Source organism: Achromobacter sp. ACM01, assembly GCF_014851745.1.
Taxonomy (GTDB): Bacteria; Pseudomonadota; Gammaproteobacteria; order Burkholderiales; family Burkholderiaceae_B; genus Achromobacter; species Achromobacter aegrifaciens.
The window spans coordinates 1,367,310-1,384,877 of the sequence record NZ_JACVAF010000001.1 but is presented as its reverse complement, the minus strand read 5'-3'; the positions used below and the strand labels follow the sequence as shown (position 1 = coordinate 1,384,877).

Here is a 17,568-nt window from a genome sequence, read left to right as displayed (position 1 = left end):
GTCAGAAGTCCATCGACGCGGATAGCATCAACGTGCGCGGCACCCCTTGGGAGATCGTGCCATACGAGGCCACTCCCGACCAGTAAGCCTTGTTGAACACGTTCACCACGTTGGCCCGCAGCGTGAGGTCCTTGCCATAGACCTTGGTGGCATAGCGTGCGCCCAGATCGAAGGTGGTCCACGATGGCACCGACTGGGTATTGGCCTGATTGATGTATTCGCTGCCGGTGTGCATCACGCTGCCGGTCAGGGTCAGGCCCGCGACCCAAGGCGTATCCCATTCCGCGCCCAGGTTCACCGACACCTTGGGCACGCCCACCGGCCGGTTGCCGACCAAAGCACTATTGCCGGCGCGCGTCAGCTCCGCGTCCAGCCAGGTCACGCCGCCCAGCAGGCGCAGGCCGCGCCACGGTTCGCCGGCCAGGTTCAGTTCCAGGCCCCGATTGCGCTGCTCGCTGTCCGCGCCGTACACGCCGTTGGTCAACTGGCCGCTGGGCTTGGTGATCTCGAACGCGCTCAGGGTCAGCATGGCGCTGTCCAGGTCCACCTTCACGCCCACTTCCTTCTGCCGGGCCTTGTAGGGCTTGAACACCTGGCCGGCGTTGGAGGCGGTGGCCGGCGCCACGTCGCCCTTGCTCAGGCCTTCGATGTAGTTGGCATACAGCGAGACATTGCTCCAGGGCTTGATGACGATGCCCGCCAGCGGCGTGGTCGCGCTTTCGTCATAGCTGACGGTGCGCGCGCCGGTCGTGGCATTGAAATTGCGGGATTGGATGCGCTGCTGGCGCACGCCCAGCGTAAGCTGCGCGCGCTCGTCCAGGATGCTGAGCGTATCGGCCAGCGCCAGGCCGGAAAGATCGGACGAGGAAATCTTGGGCACGTTGGCCGGCGCCGGGATATCTTGCTGCGGCCGCGTGATCGGATGGTAGATGTTCGACGTGAGCGGCGTACCCGTCACGCTGGCCTGCGAATTCCGGTCGCTGTACAGGCTGCCCATGAAGCTGATGGCATGGCGCACCGGGCCTGTGTCCAGCTTGGCGCGCAGGCCTGCGTTGTAGGTGCTGCGGTTGACTTCGAACCTGAAGTTGTTCGGCGTGACCACCGTGTCCCCCGCCGCGTTGACGATGGTGGGCGTCTGGTCCGACAGACGCGCCACGTTCGTGTCCGAGCCGCCCGCGTCGGCGAATACCGTCAAGCGGTCGCTGATGTCGTACTCGACCCGCAGCAGGGCCGATTGCCCGTCTGACTTCCACCAGCCCCAGGGCTGGGTGGCGTTGCGCCGTCCATCTGCCGCATGCGGCACGTCGATGCCGGCGGCCACCAGGAACGGCCGCGTGGGCGCGTCGATCTTTTCATTCTGCGTCAGCAGGTCCAGCGAGGCGCGCAGCCGCTCGCCCTGGTAGTCCAGCGACAGCGCGCCGATGTCGGTGCGCGAATACAGATTGTCCAGCGGCGTATCGCCCTGGCGGTGCATGCCGTTGACGCGCACGCCCCATTCCCCGTCCTTGCCGAAGCGACGGCTCAGGTCCGCGCGCGCGCCGAATTGCGAGTCGCCCACATAGTCGGCGGACACGCGGCTCAGGTCCTGCGGCAGCGCCCGCTTGGGCACCATGTTGATCACGCCGCCCACGCCGCTGTTGGGCGACATGCCGTACAGCAGCGCGGCCGGCCCTTTCAGCACTTCGACCCGCTCGATGTAGTCGGTGAAGACGTGATAGTTGGGCGCCACGCCATAAACCCCGTCAAAGGCGATTTCGCCCAAGTTGCCTTCGCCGATGGGAAAGCCCCGGATGTAGAACGAGTCGGTCACGCCGCCGATCTGTCCGGTGAAACGCACCGAGGGTTCAACGTTCAGCGCGTCGGCCAGCGTGACCGCCTGACGGTTCGCCAACAGGTCCGAGGTGTAGTTGGTGACGTTGAACGGCGTATCCATCACATCGCGGTTGCCCAGCAGGCCCAGGCGTCCGCCCCTGGCCACCTGGCCGCCCTCGTACTCCGCCGGCAGCGCGAAGGGAGCCGCAGCGGCGCCGGCGACGGTGACCGCGGGCAGCACGGTGGCCGACTCGTCGGACCCCGACGGCAGCTTGCGCAGCGAATAGGCGCCGCCGCCCTGCTCCGACAAGCCATAGCCCGACCCCGACAGCAAACGGGAAAAGCCTTCCTTCACGGTGTAGTCGCCGTCCAGTCCGTTGCTGTGCAGTCCCGCCACCATGGCCGGATCGAACGACAGCGGCACGCCCGCGACGGCGGCGAACCGGGCCAGCGCATCGCCCAGCGGGCCTGCCGGGATCGCGTAGGACTTGCGCGCCGCCGCGCTGACGGCGTCGGCGGCCAGCGCTGGCGGCGTGGTCCCCGCCCCAGCCAGCAGGGCCAAGCCCATGCCGGCGGCCCGCAGCAGCGCCGCCAGCGGCGGCAGGACAGCTGTTCCACGGGCCGGGCATGGCGGACGGGAGATTCGGGAAACCATGAAGCTATCCTTCGTAAGGGTCTGGGTGGCGCGCGATACGCGGCGGTTCACCCGGTACACCGGACGAAGCGGAAAAAAGGTTCAGCCCGACTGAGATTAATTTGTAACGCCGGCGCGGGCGGCAACCGTGGTCCAGTACGGCGTGATCCGGCTCACTCTCACGGGCAGGGTCTTTTCCAGCAACCGCAAGCTGGCATCGGTGTCGTTCAAGGGAAATGCCCCCGATACCCGCAGCCCTGCCACCGCCGGATCACAGCGCAACACGCCGCGGCGATACCGGCCCAGCTCATCCACCAGGTCCGCCAGGCGCCAGTCGCGCACGGCGAGCATGCCCTGCTCCCATGAGGCGGCCGTGGCGTCCACCGCCGCCTGGGGCCGCACCTCGCGCCCATTGAAGACGGTCTGCTGCCCGGCCGGCAGCACCGTGGCGCCGGCCCCCGCCGACTTGGGCCGGATCTCCACTGCGCCCTCGAACACCGCCACGCGCACGGCGTCGCCTTCGTCGCGCACCAGGAACCGCGTGCCCAGCGCGCGTATCGCGCCTTGCGCGGTCTGGACGACAAAGGGCCGCTGCAGCTGTGGCGAGTCGCGGCCCGTGGTCAACAGGATTTCGCCCGCCCGTAGCCACAACGTGCGCTGCCTGGCGGTGTATTCGATATCGACCGCGCTGGCCGTGTTGAGCACCAGCTGCGTGCCGTCGGTCAGGTTCATGCGGCGCTGTTCGCCCGTCGCAGTGCGCGCATCCGCGCTCCATTCGCGCCAGGGCAGCTCGCGTCCGGCCAGCCAGGCCGCCGGTCCCAGCACCAGCAGGCCAGCCAGCGCCCGCAGCGCCTGCCGGCGTCGCGGGCGATCCAGCCGCCGCAAGGTATCGGCGGCGACACGCGGCGGCACCTGGCCGAATCCGCGCAGCATTTCTTCGGCACGCTGCCAGGCCGCGGCGTGCGCGGCGCTACGGCCGCGCCAGCGGTCGAAGGACTCGCAGTCCGCCGGCGACAAGGTCTCGGATTGGAAGCGCACCAGCCAGCCGGCCGCTTCCTTCAGGATGGCGGGATCGATCACGCGTCGGCCTGGCTTGCGATCAGGCATGCGGCCAGCGCCGCCTGCACATGGCGCTTGACCGTGGACAGCGACACGCCCAGGCTTTGCGCGATCGCGTCGTAGCCCATGCCGTCGAACTGCGACATCAGGAAGATCTCGCGCGTTTTGGCGGACAGCGTCCGCAACGCCGTATCGATGGCGCGCAAGGTTTCCAAAATCAGGGCGCGCGCTTCGGGCGAAGGCGCCTGCTGCTCGGGCAATTGCGCCAGCGCGGCCAGATAGGCCTCTTCCAGCGCCCGCCGGCGCCAGTGGTCCACCACCAAGCCCTTCGCAATGTGGGTCAGCAACGCGCGCGGCTCGGCGCCCGCGTCCGTCCTGCGCCGCCCGGCCATCAGCCGCACGAAGGTATCGTGGGCCAGATCCGCCGCGTCGAAAGAATTGCCCAGCTTCCTGCGCAACCAGACCGACAGCCAGCCGTGATGGTCACGATAGAGTTGCGCGACGGGATCGGCGGGCGGCGAGTCGGACGTAGGCAAGGCGCACCTGGCTATAGAATCTAAATAGGAACTATTTATATTCTAGCGTATCCCCGCGCCCGCCATGGACGCGCCCGCGGCTACAGCGGCATGCCAGGCGCCGCACGGGTAATGCTTGGTAGCGGACAGGCCTGCCTATCCCGTCAGTAATCCATGGGAACGTGGCTTTGCGCCTCTCGCAGTTCCTGGATGTGGCGCTCGGCTTCCTGTCTTTCGACGGCTGGCGGCAAAGGGCGCCAGCTCACCATGTTGCCGGGCGTTTTCACCGGCATCCAACCCAGCACGCTGTACAGCGTGATGGCCGTGCATCCTGTGTCGTATCGCGTTTCGTAGTACCCCTGCCGGTCCGGCTTGGTATCGCCGGACGTCCAATCCAACTGAGACATCCACGTCTCCTCTTTCTGAAGCTTGTAGTCCCGCCACCGGGCGAACGACGCTTGATCGTATAGCGTCCCCGTGTACCTGTGCTGCCACCTTGCGCCCGCTTTGCAATTCTTGATAGAGGGGAATCCCTGACATTCTGTTAGGCGTCGATTGCTAAACCGGGAAAAGCGGGGCTAGGATGTAGCAAAATATTCTTACAAACACGGGAGCGGGGGTCTTCGCTTGCACGGACTATTGGGCGAACCGCCATGCCGAAACTGGCCCTGATGCGTTATCCAAAAGATCGGCTGGCTGCGCTGGCGGGCGCGAGCGCGCTGCGCGCCATACGCGAGGGCCTGCTCTGGACCCTGCCGTGCCTGCTGGTCACGGCGCTGTTCCTGGTGCTGTCCGTCGTCGCCCGGCAACTGGGCCTGCCAGCCACCGTCGTGGAACTGCTGACCGCCGTCCACGACAAGCTGACGAACCTCATGCCTATCCTGGCCGGCACATCCATCGGCTACATGCTGTCGTTCCGCCACCGGGTGCCGCATCTGCCCACCGCGTTCCTGTGCCTGTCCTACGTGATGATCGCCGACGGCCTGATGGCGCCCTACCCCCAGGCCGCCGCCACCCTGGTTCTGTTCATCGCCATCGTTTCGCCCTTGTTGACCGTGCCATTGATGGCGTGGCTGCACCGCCGCCGCTGGACCCAGCTGGCGCCCGACGGCGTTATCAGCGAAAACGTCCGCGACACGCTGAACATGGTCGTGCCGGGCCTGCTGACGGCCACCCTGGTCGTGCTGGCGTTGTCCGCCGCGCTGCAGATTCCCGCCGTGGCGCAATTCAACATCCCCTTGAGCCTGGCCTCGCTGGACAGCCCCTTCACCTCGGGCGCGCTGGTCGCCGGCCTGAATTCCCTGCTGTGGTTCTTCGGCATACACGGCTACCACGCGCTGGCTCCCCTGATGAGCGTCATGGACCAGGCGGTCATGCTGAATGCCGCCACCCAGTCCGCCGGCTACGAAGGCATGTATGCCTTGAACAGCACCCTTCTGGGCGCTTTCGTCTTCATCGGCGGATCGGGCGCGACGCTGTCGCTGGCGGTGGCCATGCTGGTGTTTGCGCGCGGCGAATCGCTGCGCCTGCTGGCGCTGGCCAGCCTGCCAGTGGCGCTGCTGAACGTGAATGAAATCCTGCTGTTCGGGCTGCCCCTGATCCTGAATCCGCGCCTGCTGGCGCCGTTCATCCTGGCGCCGGTGACCAACGCCATCCTCGCTTTGGCCGTCGTGCAGCTGGGCTGGCTGCCTTCCGCGACGACGACCCTGCCGCTGACCTCACCGGTGCTGTTCAACGCCTACATCGCGGCCGGCGGCAGCCTGGGCGGCGTGGCGCTGCAGCTGGTGCTGGTGGCGCTGGGCGCGTGTTTGTACGCGCCCTTTGTCGTCGCGCTGGAGCGACAGCGCCAGGAAAGCGCCACCGTCTACTTCAAATCGCTGGACACGACCTTCACCCGGTTGCAAGAAGAATCGCTGCTGTACGCGCACGATCCCGTGGTGCAGACCTACGCCGACCGCGCGCGCCGCAACGCCGAAAACACCCGCATCCGCGCCATCAGCCAATACGACTTCCATCTGGAGTTCCAGCCGCAGGTGTCATTGCGCAGTGGCCTGTGCACGGGCTGCGAAGCGCTGCTGCGCGCCACCGGCCCCGACGGCGCGCGGCAAACGCCGGTGGAATTCCTGCGCTGGCTGGCGCAGGCCGACCTGATGCGGGAGGTGGACCTGTGGGTGGCCAGGCAGGCCGTGCAGCAATGCCTGCAATGGCGCAAGCGCGACTTCGCCTTGCCGATGACCATCAACGTCACGGCCGGCACGCTGACGTCCGGCGACTACCTGGAGAAACTGATCAAGGTGCTGGCGCAGGCTGGCGGCCAGGTCTCGGTCGAGCTGACCGAGGACGCGCTGGTGGAGGACACGCAGGCGCTGCACACCGCCTTCGACCGCCTGCACGCAATAGGCGCCCGTATCTACATCGATGATTTCGGCACCGGCTATTCCGCCCTGAGCTATCTGCACCAGTTCGAAATCGACGCGGTCAAGATCGACCGCAGCTTCGTCGTGGCGCAAGACAGCGCCCGCGGCGCGCTGGTGCTGAACGGCCTGCTGCGCTTTTGCGAAGCGCTGAACCTGCAGATCGTGGTGGAAGGCGTGGAAACGGACCAGCAGCTGATGGCGCTGGAATCCCCCGCCGAGATCGTCGTGCAGGGGTGGTACTACAGCAAGGCATTGTCGGGCGACAGCCTCATGGACTACGCGCGGCAGCGTCAGGCTGCACCGCCGCTGCGGGCGCAGCCTGCGCCCGCGGCGCCTACTTGATGCCGATGAACGGCAGGGCCGCGTTCGGCACCTGCGTGGTCGGCAGCACGCCGTCCCACTTCTCCACCGCGTTCAAGCTCACAAGATTGGTGTTGGCGGCCAGGGCCTCGGCCTTGGCGCGGATCGCGGCCGCTTCGGCGTCGCCGCGCATGCGGATGCCGTCGGCCTCGGCCGTGAACTGCTGGCGGCGCGCGTCGGCTTCCGCCTTGGCCTTCACCACCTGGATTTCGGCGTTGATCATCGCCGTTTCCTTCTGCTGGCGGGTCGTCTCGATCTGCACCTGCGCCAGCATGCGCTGTTCGATCGAATGCTCATAGGCCTGCGAGAAGCCGACTTCCTCGATCTGCACGCCCACCACCTGCACCGGCGCGCCTTCCATCGTCTTGAGCACGGCAGTGTTCACGTCCTGGCCCAGCTTCTGGCGTTCCTGGATGGCGCGCACCGCGGTGTACTGGCCGAACACGTTCTTCACCGAATCCGGCGTCTTGCGCTCCAGCACGCGCATCTGCAGATTGCTGATGGTGCCGTACTCCGAGTACAGCTCGGCCACGTGCTCGGGCGGCACGCGATAGGTCACCGACACGCGTAGCGTGGCCGGCTGTTGGTCATAGCTGTAGGCTTCCAGCTTTTCAAACACGAACGTGTGGTCGCGCACCGACACCGTCATCACGTTGTCGATGAACGGGGTCTTGAAGTCCAGGCCCGGCTCCGACACGCGCACCAGCTTGCCGTTGCGCAGCACCACGCCGCGCTCGCCCTGATCGACCTGGAACCAGGAATCGAAAGCCAGGAACAGGATCAGCAAAAACAACACCGCCGTGATCAACGCGATCTTGAAACTACGCGGCTTTACGGCACCAATCGTCTTGACCATCTGGATATCTGTCGGCTTCACTTCGAATCCCTTTCTGATTTTGAACGTTTACGGTCCGAGAGCACGGCGGCGATGCCGCGCGCCAGCAAATAAGCGACCACGGCCGCCCCAACCAAGATCAGGAAATACCTCATCGTGCGTTCCCCCCCGGAAAATAAGCAGGGGATTCTATCGCGAGTGGAACATCAAACGAATTGTGGCGATTGTTGCGATGGCGACGGCAACAGACAGTGGCGCGAGTCCAACGACAGCGCTACGCTAGGCACCTCTACACTGCAGGAGCCGCAACCATGCACCGCACACCCTCAATGATCATTGCCATCCTTGCCTGTGCCGCCGCGCTCGGCGCGCCAGCCCAGGCCGCGCCGCCCGAGGGCAAAGGCAAGCCGGATCACGCGGGCCAAGGCAACGGCAACGGCAACGGCAATGGCAATGGCAATGGCAATGGCAATGGCAAGAACAAGGGCCAGCAGAGCCAGGACGGCGGCGTCAGCGTCACGCTCAGCACCGCGGGCATCACCGTTTCCACCGCGCGCGGCTATGCCGTGCAGGCCGGGGCGACGGGCTATGGCTCGCTGCCGCCGGGCATACGCAAGAACCTGGCGCGCGGCAAGCCCCTGCCTCCGGGCATCGCCAAGAAGATGGTGCCCGGCCCCATGCTGGCGCGCCTGCCCGTGCACCCGGGCTACGAATGGCGCGTCGCGGGCAGCGACCTGATCCTCGTGGCCATCGCCACCGCCGTCGTCGCGGACGTCCTCACGGGCGTGTTCAACTAGGCGCCGCGCGTCATGGACGCCGCCACGCGGCGTCCATAGTTCCTAGCATCAGGCCGCACACTGTTACGTCCCTGCCGCGGATCTATCTGCTACCGTTGAATCGCCTCGCGCCGCGGCCCTGGCCCGGCGCCCACGACGGAGACCGCGCATGCCACGTCCTTCCGAGTCCGCGCCGCTGATCGGCGTGATCCCCCCCTACATGCTCGATCGCCTGGCGCAACACGCCGACGCGCGGGTCAGCATGCCCGCGGTCAAGACGCTGATCATCGACCAGCAGCAGCGCAGCCTGCGCGAGATGGCGGTGCAGCCGCCGCGCGCCAAGCCAGCCCGCCCCAAGAAGGCGGCGCCCGCCGGCACACCCCAGCGCGCCGTGCACGACGCCGCCAACACCACCACGCTGCCTGGCAAGCTGGTGCGCGCCGAAGGCGCCCCCGCCAGCGGCGACGTGGCAGTGGACGAAGCCTATGAACATCTGGGCTCGACCTACAAGCTGTTCTGGGATGTCTACAAGCGCCACTCCATCGACGGCCAGGGCCTGCCGCTGGTCGGCACCGTGCATTACGGCGAAGACTACGACAACGCCTTCTGGAACGGCGCGCAGATGGTATTCGGCGATGGCGACGGCGAAGTGTTCAACCGCTTCACGGTGGCGGTGGACATCATCGGCCACGAGCTCACGCATGGCGTGATCGACGCCGAGGCCGCCCTGCTCTACCAGGGCCAGTCCGGCGCCCTGAACGAATCCCTGTGCGACGTCTTCGGCGCGCTGGTCAAGCAGCACACGCTGGGCCAGGACGCGCGCGACGCCGATTGGCTGGTGGGCGCCGGGCTGTTCAAACCCAGGATCCGCGCTCGCGCGCTGCGCTCCATGGCGGAGCCCGGCAGCGCCTACGACGATCCCCTGCTGGGCAAGGATCCGCAGCCCGCGCACATGCGCGACTACGTGGACACGCCAAACGACAACGGCGGCGTGCACATCAATTCCGGCATTCTCAACCGCGCCTTCTATCTGGCGGCCACAGCGCTGGAAGGCCCCGCGTGGGCCGGCGCGGGCCGCGTCTGGTACGACGCGCTGTGCGACAAGCGCCTGCGCCACGACGCCGACTTCGTGCAGTTCGCGAAACTGACACTGGCCGTCGCGGCGGAACGCCATGAGGCCGCCGTGCGCGACGCCGTCGCCCGGGCGTGGGCCGGCGTGGGAGTCCAGACATGATCGAGCTGCCGTCCCTGGACCTTGCCATGCTGGTGCGCCTGACCCGCGAAGGCGGGCTGGCCTATGTGCCCGCATTGGCGCAGCCTCGCAGCATCGACCTCGTCACCTGCCCGCCGGACCTGCGGCAGGAGGTCTGCGACGCCCTGCAACGCGCCGCGCCGGTGGCCGTTCCGCGCTGCGCACCGGCGGGCGGCGACCAGCGCTACTTCCACGTCGAGGTCGTGTACGAAGGCGACGGCGTCGCGGACGTCAGCTTCGACGTGCCGGAGACCGACGCGCCCGAGCCGCTGGTGCGCTTGTGGAAAAGCCGGGCCGGACAGCCTTGAGCGCGGCGTCCCGGTATTGCCCGATCTGGATGGCGCGGCCCGCGTAAAGACCGGTAGCCGCCATCGCCAGGCACAAGACCGCGCACAGGGCCAGCGCCAGGCTCCAGTCTCCCTGCGTGTCATGCAGCGTGCCCGCCAGCGCAGGGCCGCTTGCCGCGAACAGATAGCCCACGCATTGCGCCATGCCCGACAGCGCCGCTGCCTGCTGCGCATGGCTGGCGCGCAGGCCCACGAATGCCAGGCCGAGGATGATGCCGCCGCCCGTGCCCAGGCCCATCAGGACGATCCACAGCGTCGCCCAGCCAGGCGCGACGATCAGGCCGGCAAACGCGACAAACGAGGCCGCGGCCGAGCAGAACGCCGCGCCGCGCTGGTCCTTCAGGCGCCGCACCACCGGAGCGAGGAACAGGGCCGGGACGGCCGACATGAGCTGCAGCAGGCCATGCAGCGCGCCGGCGCGTTCCGCCGTGTAGCCGGCATCGCGCAAAATGGCCGGCAGCCAGCTTACGCCCACATAGAACACGAAGGAATTGATGCCCAGGAACAGCGTCACCTGCCAGGCCAGCGCAGAACGCCACAAGCGGGGGCCGTGCGGCGCATGCGCCGTGGATGCCGCAGGCGCGGTGTGGTTGGCCAGTTGCGGCAGCCATAGCAAGGCGCTGAGCACGGGCACCACCAGCAGGCAGCCCGAGGAAAAGCGCCAGGTCGCGTCGGACAGGCCAGCCAGCGGGATGGCGATGGCGGACGCCAGCCCCGCGGCCAGGCTCATGGTCAGCACGTAGGCCGAGGTCAGGCCCGCGACCTGCTGCGGGAAATCGCGCTTCAAGAGGCTGGGCAACAGCACGTTGCCGATGGCGATGCCGGCGCCGATGACCACGGTGCCCAGGAACAGGCTCCAGGCCGGCCCCAGCGTGCGCACGACGATGCCCGCCGCGACCAGCAGCATGGCGGCAAACAAGCTGCGCTCCAGCCCGTGGCGGCGCGCCAGGCCCGCGGCGAACAGCGACACCACGGCAAAGGCCAGCAGCGGCAAGGTGATCAGCATGCCCGCGGCGGTGGCGCTCAGCCCCAGCTGCTCGCGGATCATGCCGGTCAGCGGCGGCACGCCGGTAATGGGCGCGCGCAGCGCCATGGACATGCAAAGAATGCCGGCGATCAGCAACACGGGATGGCCGGCGGGACGTTTGGAAGTAAGGGGATGCGAATTCATGCCATCAGCTTAAGCATCGCCGCCTTCGCCGAATTTCGACATAATGACAAATTATCCCTAAATTCGGTCAAGGTGATATTCAATGCACCGCCTGGACGATCCCGCCCCGTTCTTCAACCCCGATATCGACTCGCAATGGACCTATGCCATGCGCGTGCACGCGGACGAGAACGATCAGGAATCCCCGCCGCACCGGCACGCAATGGGACAGCTGGTGCTGTCCTTGCAGGGCGGGGTGACCTGCTCCGTGCCGCAAGGCCTGTGGATGGTGCCGCCGCAATGCGGCGTCTGGATTCCTGGCGGCGTGCCGCACAGCAACCGCGTCACGCAGAACGGCCGGGTGTGTTTCCTGTTCGTACCGCCAGACGCCGCGGGCCTGCCTGGACAGTGCTGCACGTTGGCGATCTCGCCGCTGGTGCGCGAACTGGTCGCCTATCTGGCCGACCTGGCTCCGCAGGACACCGCCACGCCTTCCAACCGGAAGCTGGCTGAAGTGCTGGTCGAGCAGTTGGCGCGCATGCCGGCCGAACAACTGCACCTGCCCATTTCGGAACACCCGCGCCTGCGTGAAATCGCCGATGCCCTGCACGCCGATCCCGCCGACCGCAGCACGGTGGCGCAATGGGGCAGGCGCGTCGCCATGAGCGAACGCACGCTGGCGCGCCTGGTGCAGCAGGAGCTCGGCATGAGCTTCGGCCGCTGGCGCCAGCAGATGCACATCATCCAGGCCTTGCAGCGCCTGTCCGCGGGCATCTCGGTGCAGCGCACGGCGGAAGACCTGGGCTACGAGTCCGTCAGCGCCTTCATCACCATGTTCCGCAAGACGCTGGGCAAGACGCCTGCCCGCTACTTCGCGGACAAGGCCGACGGTATCAATTGACGGCGGGCGGATAGTCCAGTTCGCCCGATTTCATCTGGCCGCGCAGGCGCGCCTCGCGCAGTTCCGCGACCGTCTGGTCCCGGGTCTTGTCCGATTGCGACGGCAGCGCGGGCGGATAATCCTGTTCGCCATACGTGACCAGGCCGGCCGCGCGCGCGGCGTCGAGTTCTTCGCGCACCTGCTGGCGGGTCTTGGTGCTGACATGAGGCAGATCCACCGGGTATTGCTGTTCGCCGTAAGTCACCAGGCCGGCGGCCTTGGCTTCCATCAGTTCTGCGCGCACCTGTTCACGGGTCTTGCCTTCGGCATGCGCGGCGGCGCCCACGAGCGCCATGCTCAGCGCCAGTAGGGAGAGTCGAAATGTATTCATGAAATCCTCTGCGGTTAACGAGTGCTGCAATGTTCGTTCGCCTGCCCGCCGGGATAAATCCCGCGCGGCGCAATCGAAGGTTGCCCGCCGCGCAAGCCTCGCCGCACGCCCGCGTAGCGCTCCGCGCACCCTTGCGTCGGACGCAAGGGTGGGTTGATCCAGGAATGGTTTTTCCGCTCCCCGCATCTACCTAGACTGAATGGCTCCTGTTATCCAAGGACGCTATTCCATGTTGTCATCCTCATCCCCGGGCAGGGGCGGCCCACGATCATGACGGCCGCCGCTCCCCCCGCCCCGCCCGCTGCGGCGGCCTTCGGCTGGCGCATCCTGACCGGATTGCTCGGCGTGCTGCTGGCAGTGATCCTCGCCGGGCTCAACGAAAACGTGACCAAGATGGCGCTGCCCGACATCCGCGGCGCGCTGGGCATCAGCTACGACCAGGGCACCTGGTTCGTCGCCGTCTACGCCGCGGCGTCGGTATGCGCCATGGCTTTCGCGCCCTGGTGCTCGGTCACGTTTTCATTGCGCCGCTTCACGGTCACGGCGCTGGCCGCTTTCGCGCTGTTCGGCGCGCTCTGCCCGTTTGCGCCCAACCTGCCCGTGCTGCTGTTCCTGCGCACGCTGCAAGGCCTCGCGGGCGGCGCGCTGCCGCCCATGCTCATGACGGTGGCGCTGCGCTTCCTGCCGCCAGGCATCAAGCTCTACGGCTTGGGCGGCTACGCCCTCACGGCCACCTTCGCGCCCAGCCTGGGCATACCGCTGGCGGCCTTCTGCACCGAGGTGCTGGGTTGGCGCTGGGCCTTCTGGCTGATCGTCGCTCCCGCGGCGCTCGCGGCCTGGGCCGTCTGGCGCGGATTGCCCCAGGATCCGCTCAAGCTCGAACGCCTGCGCCTGTTCGACTGGCGCGGTCTGCTGCTGGGCGCCCCAGCGCTGTCCATGCTGGTCATCGGCCTGTTGCAGGGCGACCGGCTGGACTGGCTCAACTCGCCGCTGATCTCCGTGCTGCTGGGCGGCGGCGGCGTGCTGATGGTGCTGTTCATGGTCAACGAATGGTCGCATCCCCTGCCGTTCTTCAAGATCCAGCTCCTGCGCCACCGCAATCTCAGCCATGCCTTGCTGACGCTGGGCGGCGTGCTGATCGTGCTGCTGGGCGTGATCTTGATTCCCTCGTCGTTCCTAGCGCAATTGCGCGGCTACCGGCCGCTGGAAACGGCGCCGGTGCTGCTCACCATGGGCCTGCCGCAGCTGATCGCGCTGCCGCTGGTCGCGGCGCTGTGCAACCTGCGCCAGGTGGATTGCCGCTGGGTGCTGGCCTCGGGCCTCGGGCTGCTGGCCGTGTCCTGCCTGCTGGGGTCGCAACTGACGCCCGTCTGGTCGCGCGAGCAGTTCTATCTGCTCGAAGCCGTGCAGATCTTCGCCCAGCCCATGGCCGTGATCCCGCTGCTGATGCTGGCCACGGGCGGCCTGGCGCCGCAGGACGGCCCCTGGGCCTCATCGTGGTTCAACACCATCAAGGGTTTTGCCGCGGTGGCCGCCACCGGCCTGCTGGACGCGCTGACCACCTCGCGCCGCAATTACCACTCCGGCATGCTGGCCGACCAGCTGGGCAACTTTCCGCTGAGCACGGCCGGCGAAAACGCTGCGGCGCTGTCCCGCCGCATCCAGGAGCAGGCCGCCGTGCTGACCTCCGCCGACCTCTATCTGTGCATGGCCGGCGTGGCCGTGCTCCTCATCCTGCTCATCCCCTTCGTCGCGACCCGGATCTACCCTCCGCGCGCCGCGGCCTGAAATCGAGTCCATATCATGCCATTCCCTCTTTTGACTTCTCCCCTTCCCCGCGCCGGCGCCCTCGGCGCCCTGGTCCTCCTGGCCTATGCGGGCTGGTCATGGTCCGCCACCGGCGCCGCTGAATCCACCGACGACGCCACCGTCGTCGCCGATCACACCATCGTCGCGCCGCAGGTGTCCGGCTTCATCGACGCCGTGCTGGTCGAAGACAACCAGGCCGTCAAGCAGGGCCAACTGCTTGCCCGCATCGACGACCGCGACCATCAGGCCGCGCTGGCTGCCGCAAGCGCCGAGCTCGCGGTGGCGGCGGCGCGCCTCTCGGACGCGGCCGCCACCCTGGAACGCCAGCAGGCCGTGATCGAGCAGGCCGTCGCCGTCACGCGCGCCGACCTGGCGGACATCCGCTATGCCGAAAGCGAGGCCCAACGCCACCGCAGGCTGGCCAGCGAGGGCGCGGGCACCCAGCAAGCCTATGAACAGGCGCGCAGCCGGCTGGACATGGCGCAGGCTCGGCAAGCCGAACACACAGCTACCTTGCAAGCCGCTCGCAAGCAGCGCGACGTGCTGGAAGCCAACCGCGAGGCGGCACAGGCCGGGCTGCTGCGCGCGCAGGCCCTGAAGGACCGCGCGGAACTCAATCTGTCGCATACCCAGGTCGTCTCCCCTATCGATGGCATCGTCGGCCGGCGCTCGCTGCGCGTGGGCGCCTACGTCAGCCCGGGCACGCCCATCCTCGCAGTGGTGCCGCTGCAGCAAGCCTATGTGGTGGCCAACTTCCGCGAAAAGCAGTTGACCCGCATGCGTCCGGGCCAGCTCGCGACCATCACGGTCGACGCCTATCCGGATACGCCGCTGCGCGGCCGCGTCCAGAGCATCGCGCCAGCCACGGGCCTGAGCTTTTCACCGGTAGTCCCCAGCAATGCCACCGGTAACTTCACCAAGGTCGCGCAGCGCCTGCCCGTCAAGATCGTGCTGGATGCGCCGGCCGAAGGCGCGCCGCCGCTGCGCGCCGGCATGTCCGTCGAAGCCGTGGTCGATACCGGCGCCGCGGCAGAGGAGTCCACGCAATGATCCCGCGCCGCTTGCTCAATGCCATGCTGGCCTGCACACTTTCCGCCTTGGCAGGCTGCGCCGTGGGCCCCGACTTTCAGGCTCCCCAGGCGCAATTGCCCGCGCAGTGGCGAGTACCCGACGCCTCCGCCGCGGACAGCGTCCCCGTGCCGCAAGATGTGAACACGTCCTGGTGGGACAGCTTCGGCGATCCCACCCTGAGCGCCTTGATCGCCGAAGCGACCGAGGCCAACCTGGACATACGTATCGCCCACGAACGCCTGCTGCAAAGCCGCGCGGCCTTGCGCGTGACCGAAGCCGACGGCCTGCCCGCCGTCGGTGCGGGCGCAAGCTACAAGCGCGGCCAGAACAGCGAGGTCGGCCTGGCCGACCCTTCGGGCCACGGCGGCAAGTCCTCATTCAACCTGTGGCAGGCGGGCGTGGACGCCAGCTGGGAACTGGACCTGTGGGGCCGCGTGCGGCGCGAAGTCGAACAGGCCGGCGCCCAATCCCAGGCGGCGCTGGAGGCGCAGCGGGGCGTGGTCCTGGCCATCCGCGCCGAAACGGCGCGCAACTACATCCTGCTGCGCGGCACGCAGAACCAGCTGGACGTGCTGCGCCAAACGCTCGCCAATGCCGAACGCAACCTGGCGCTGACCCGCCTGCGCCAGCGCGAAGGCGTCGCCACCGAACTGGACGTTTCACAAGCCGATGCGCAGGCCGCCTCCATCGAAGCCGGCGTGCCGCCGCTCGTGCTGCGCATCGAACAGCTGATGAATGCGCTGGCGCTGCTGCTGGAGCAACCGCCCGGCGCGCTGCAACCGCGCCTGGCGGCGGTGGGCCCGATACCGGGCGGTCCGCTGCAAGTCCCCGTCGGGCTGCCGAGCGAACTGGCCGAACGCAGGCCCGACATCCGCCGCGCCCAGGCCAATCTGCATGCGGCCGTCGCAGCCATCGGCGTGGCCGAGGGCGATTTCTATCCGCGCATCACGCTATCGGGCAACCTCGGCCTGCAAGCCCTGCAGTTGCGAGACCTGGACTCCGACAATGCCGGCGTCTTCGGCGTCGGCCCCGCGTTGCAGATTCCCATTTTCCAGGGCGGCCGGCTGCGAGGCCGGCTGCGGCTGCGCGAATCGCAAGCTCAGGAAGCCGCGCTGCTGTACCAGAAGACCGTGTTGAATGCCTGGCATGAAGTCGACAACGCCATGACCGCCTACCAGGCGCAGCAACTGACCCGGGTGAGTCTGGAGCGCGCCTCCGAGAGCGCCCGCCAGGCGTTGCTCAACGCGCAACGCCAATATGCCGCGGGCGCGTCGGACTTCGTGAACGTGCTCAGCGCGCAGAACGCGGTGCTGGCCAGCGACCAGGCCCGCGTGTCGACCCAGGCCGCGGTGTCGCTGGTGCTGGTGGATCTGTACCGCTCGCTGGGCGGCGGCTGGGAACCGCCCGCTGCGGGTCTCAGCCCTGCTTCGGCCCCGCGATGATGAACAGCCGCGGGAACGGCAGCAGCACCGTGCCGTCGGCCAGCGCCGGATAGGCCTCTTCGATCAGCGACTGGTAGCGGGCCAGGAAACTGGCCTGCCCGGCGGCGTCCAACCGGTCCAGGTAGGGCCGCAGCGCCGTGCCCTTGAACCACTCCACGACCGCCGCCGCGCCTGCCAGCGGGTGATGATAAGTCGTGCGCCACACGTCCAGCAGGCCGCAATGCGGCTTGAGCAGTTCGTAGTACCAGGCCGCGCTGTGCCGCGGCGGATGCTTGAATCCGCCGATGGCGGCGGCCCAGGGCGCTTCGCCTGCCACCTGGCGCGCCAGGCGGTGGGCCGGCTCTTCCAGGTTATCCGGCGTCTGCACCGCCAGGCTGCCGCCCGGAGCCAGCTTGCCGACCAGGCGCGGATACAGCGTCGCGTGGTCCGGCACCCATTGCAGCGCGGCGTTCGCCAGGATCACGTCGTAGGTCTCGGGCGGATTCCACGTGGCGATGTCGGCCAGTTCAAATTGCAGCCCCGGCAGGCGCTTTCGCGCCGACTGCAGCATGTCCTCCGAGCTGTCCATGCCGCTGATTTCGGCGTCGGGGTAGCGGCTGGCGAGCACTTCGGTGGAGTTGCCGGGGCCGCAGCCCAGGTCCACGGCGCGCTTCACGTCCTGGTTGGGCAAGGCGGCGACCAGGTCCCGCACCGGACGGGTGCGTTCGTTTTCAAAGGCGGAATACTGTTTGGCGGACCAGCTGGTCATGACGGCTCCTTGCGGCTTTTGGACTGTCCAGCACTCTACGCCCGCCGCACAGGCGCGACAAATCCCAAAA

At 67.8% G+C, this 17,568-nt stretch carries 16 protein-coding genes; 8 read left to right on the top strand and 8 right to left on the bottom strand.

Translation table 11 applies throughout. The annotated features are described in order from the left end of the window. Window position 1: 1 nt before the first annotated feature. From IB268_RS06365 to IB268_RS06350, 4 genes are all read right to left on the bottom strand, one after another. Window positions 2-2,467 carry a TonB-dependent receptor gene (locus IB268_RS06365; RefSeq protein WP_175160189.1) on the bottom strand — a complete coding sequence of 822 codons (2,466 nt, stop codon included), beginning with the start codon at window positions 2,465-2,467 and terminating at the stop codon, window positions 2-4. Between the two features lie 96 nt (window positions 2,468-2,563). Continuing rightward, window positions 2,564-3,553, bottom strand: coding sequence for a FecR domain-containing protein (locus IB268_RS06360; RefSeq protein ID WP_175180710.1), 990 nt, complete (start codon window positions 3,551-3,553; stop codon window positions 2,564-2,566). Beyond that, on the bottom strand, window positions 3,523-4,041 hold the full coding sequence (locus IB268_RS06355) for a sigma-70 family RNA polymerase sigma factor (RefSeq protein ID WP_175212511.1): 519 nt from the start codon (window positions 4,039-4,041) through the stop codon (window positions 3,523-3,525). Before IB268_RS06355 ends, IB268_RS06360 begins: the two co-directional genes overlap by 31 nt. Before the next feature lie 143 nt (window positions 4,042-4,184). Next, window positions 4,185-4,427 carry a hypothetical protein gene (locus IB268_RS06350; RefSeq protein ID WP_054451693.1) on the bottom strand — a complete coding sequence of 81 codons (243 nt, stop codon included), beginning with the start codon at window positions 4,425-4,427 and terminating at the stop codon, window positions 4,185-4,187. A 246-nt stretch (window positions 4,428-4,673) separates the two neighbouring features. On the opposite strand from IB268_RS06350, the gene IB268_RS06345 reads away from it, so the two are divergent. Next, window positions 4,674-6,779 (top strand): PTS sugar transporter subunit IIC/EAL domain-containing protein, encoded by a 2,106-nt coding sequence (locus IB268_RS06345; RefSeq protein ID WP_054451694.1) that lies wholly within the window; start codon window positions 4,674-4,676, stop codon window positions 6,777-6,779. Here the strand turns inward: IB268_RS06345 and IB268_RS06340 are convergent. Next, complete coding sequence (locus tag IB268_RS06340; RefSeq protein ID WP_119449450.1) at window positions 6,772-7,653, bottom strand: prohibitin family protein; 882 nt, start codon at window positions 7,651-7,653, stop codon at window positions 6,772-6,774. The genes IB268_RS06345 and IB268_RS06340 overlap by 8 nt on opposite strands. Before the next feature lie 290 nt (window positions 7,654-7,943). Here IB268_RS06340 and IB268_RS06335 point away from each other — a divergent pair, with 290 nt between their 5' ends. The 3 genes from IB268_RS06335 (at window position 7,944) to IB268_RS06325 (ending at window position 9,968) form a co-directional block, all read left to right on the top strand. Continuing rightward, a complete protein-coding gene (locus IB268_RS06335) occupies window positions 7,944-8,429 on the top strand; it encodes an anti-virulence regulator CigR family protein (RefSeq protein ID WP_192353990.1) in 486 nt (161 codons plus the stop codon). Between the two features lie 148 nt (window positions 8,430-8,577). Beyond that, a complete protein-coding gene (locus tag IB268_RS06330; RefSeq protein WP_192353989.1) occupies window positions 8,578-9,642 on the top strand; it encodes a M4 family metallopeptidase in 1,065 nt (354 codons plus the stop codon). Continuing rightward, window positions 9,639-9,968 carry a protealysin inhibitor emfourin gene (locus IB268_RS06325; protein ID WP_175180708.1) on the top strand — a complete coding sequence of 110 codons (330 nt, stop codon included), beginning with the start codon at window positions 9,639-9,641 and terminating at the stop codon, window positions 9,966-9,968. The genes IB268_RS06330 and IB268_RS06325 overlap by 4 nt, the downstream gene beginning before the upstream one ends. On the opposite strand, the gene IB268_RS06320 is transcribed toward IB268_RS06325, so the two are convergent. After that, on the bottom strand, window positions 9,892-11,178 hold the full coding sequence (locus IB268_RS06320; RefSeq protein WP_125473155.1) for an MFS transporter: 1,287 nt from the start codon (window positions 11,176-11,178) through the stop codon (window positions 9,892-9,894). The genes IB268_RS06325 and IB268_RS06320 overlap by 77 nt on opposite strands. 82 nt (window positions 11,179-11,260) lie before the next feature. Here IB268_RS06320 and IB268_RS06315 point away from each other — a divergent pair, with 82 nt between their 5' ends. Then, window positions 11,261-12,058, top strand: coding sequence for a helix-turn-helix domain-containing protein (locus IB268_RS06315; RefSeq protein ID WP_054451700.1), 798 nt, complete (start codon window positions 11,261-11,263; stop codon window positions 12,056-12,058). On the opposite strand, the gene IB268_RS06310 is transcribed toward IB268_RS06315, so the two are convergent. Next, window positions 12,051-12,428 carry a DUF4148 domain-containing protein gene (locus tag IB268_RS06310; RefSeq protein WP_125473156.1) on the bottom strand — a complete coding sequence of 126 codons (378 nt, stop codon included), beginning with the start codon at window positions 12,426-12,428 and terminating at the stop codon, window positions 12,051-12,053. The two genes, IB268_RS06315 and IB268_RS06310, sit on opposite strands and share 8 nt — an antisense overlap. A gap of 270 nt (window positions 12,429-12,698) precedes the next feature. On the opposite strand from IB268_RS06310, the gene IB268_RS06305 reads away from it, so the two are divergent. Genes IB268_RS06305 through IB268_RS06295 form a run of 3 tightly spaced genes read left to right on the top strand, consistent with a single transcriptional unit; the run spans window position 12,699 to window position 16,750 of the window. Continuing rightward, window positions 12,699-14,216, top strand: coding sequence for an MFS transporter (locus tag IB268_RS06305; protein ID WP_125473157.1), 1,518 nt, complete (start codon window positions 12,699-12,701; stop codon window positions 14,214-14,216). Window positions 14,217-14,231: 15 nt separating this feature from the next. Beyond that, complete coding sequence (locus tag IB268_RS06300) at window positions 14,232-15,287, top strand: HlyD family secretion protein (RefSeq protein WP_082400784.1); 1,056 nt, start codon at window positions 14,232-14,234, stop codon at window positions 15,285-15,287. Next, complete coding sequence (locus IB268_RS06295; RefSeq protein ID WP_054451704.1) at window positions 15,284-16,750, top strand: efflux transporter outer membrane subunit; 1,467 nt, start codon at window positions 15,284-15,286, stop codon at window positions 16,748-16,750. Before IB268_RS06300 ends, IB268_RS06295 begins: the two co-directional genes overlap by 4 nt. On the opposite strand, the gene tam is transcribed toward IB268_RS06295, so the two are convergent. Next, window positions 16,725-17,498 carry a trans-aconitate 2-methyltransferase gene (gene tam / locus IB268_RS06290; RefSeq protein WP_054451705.1) on the bottom strand — a complete coding sequence of 258 codons (774 nt, stop codon included), beginning with the start codon at window positions 17,496-17,498 and terminating at the stop codon, window positions 16,725-16,727. The two genes, IB268_RS06295 and tam, sit on opposite strands and share 26 nt — an antisense overlap. Window positions 17,499-17,568 lie beyond the last annotated feature (70 nt).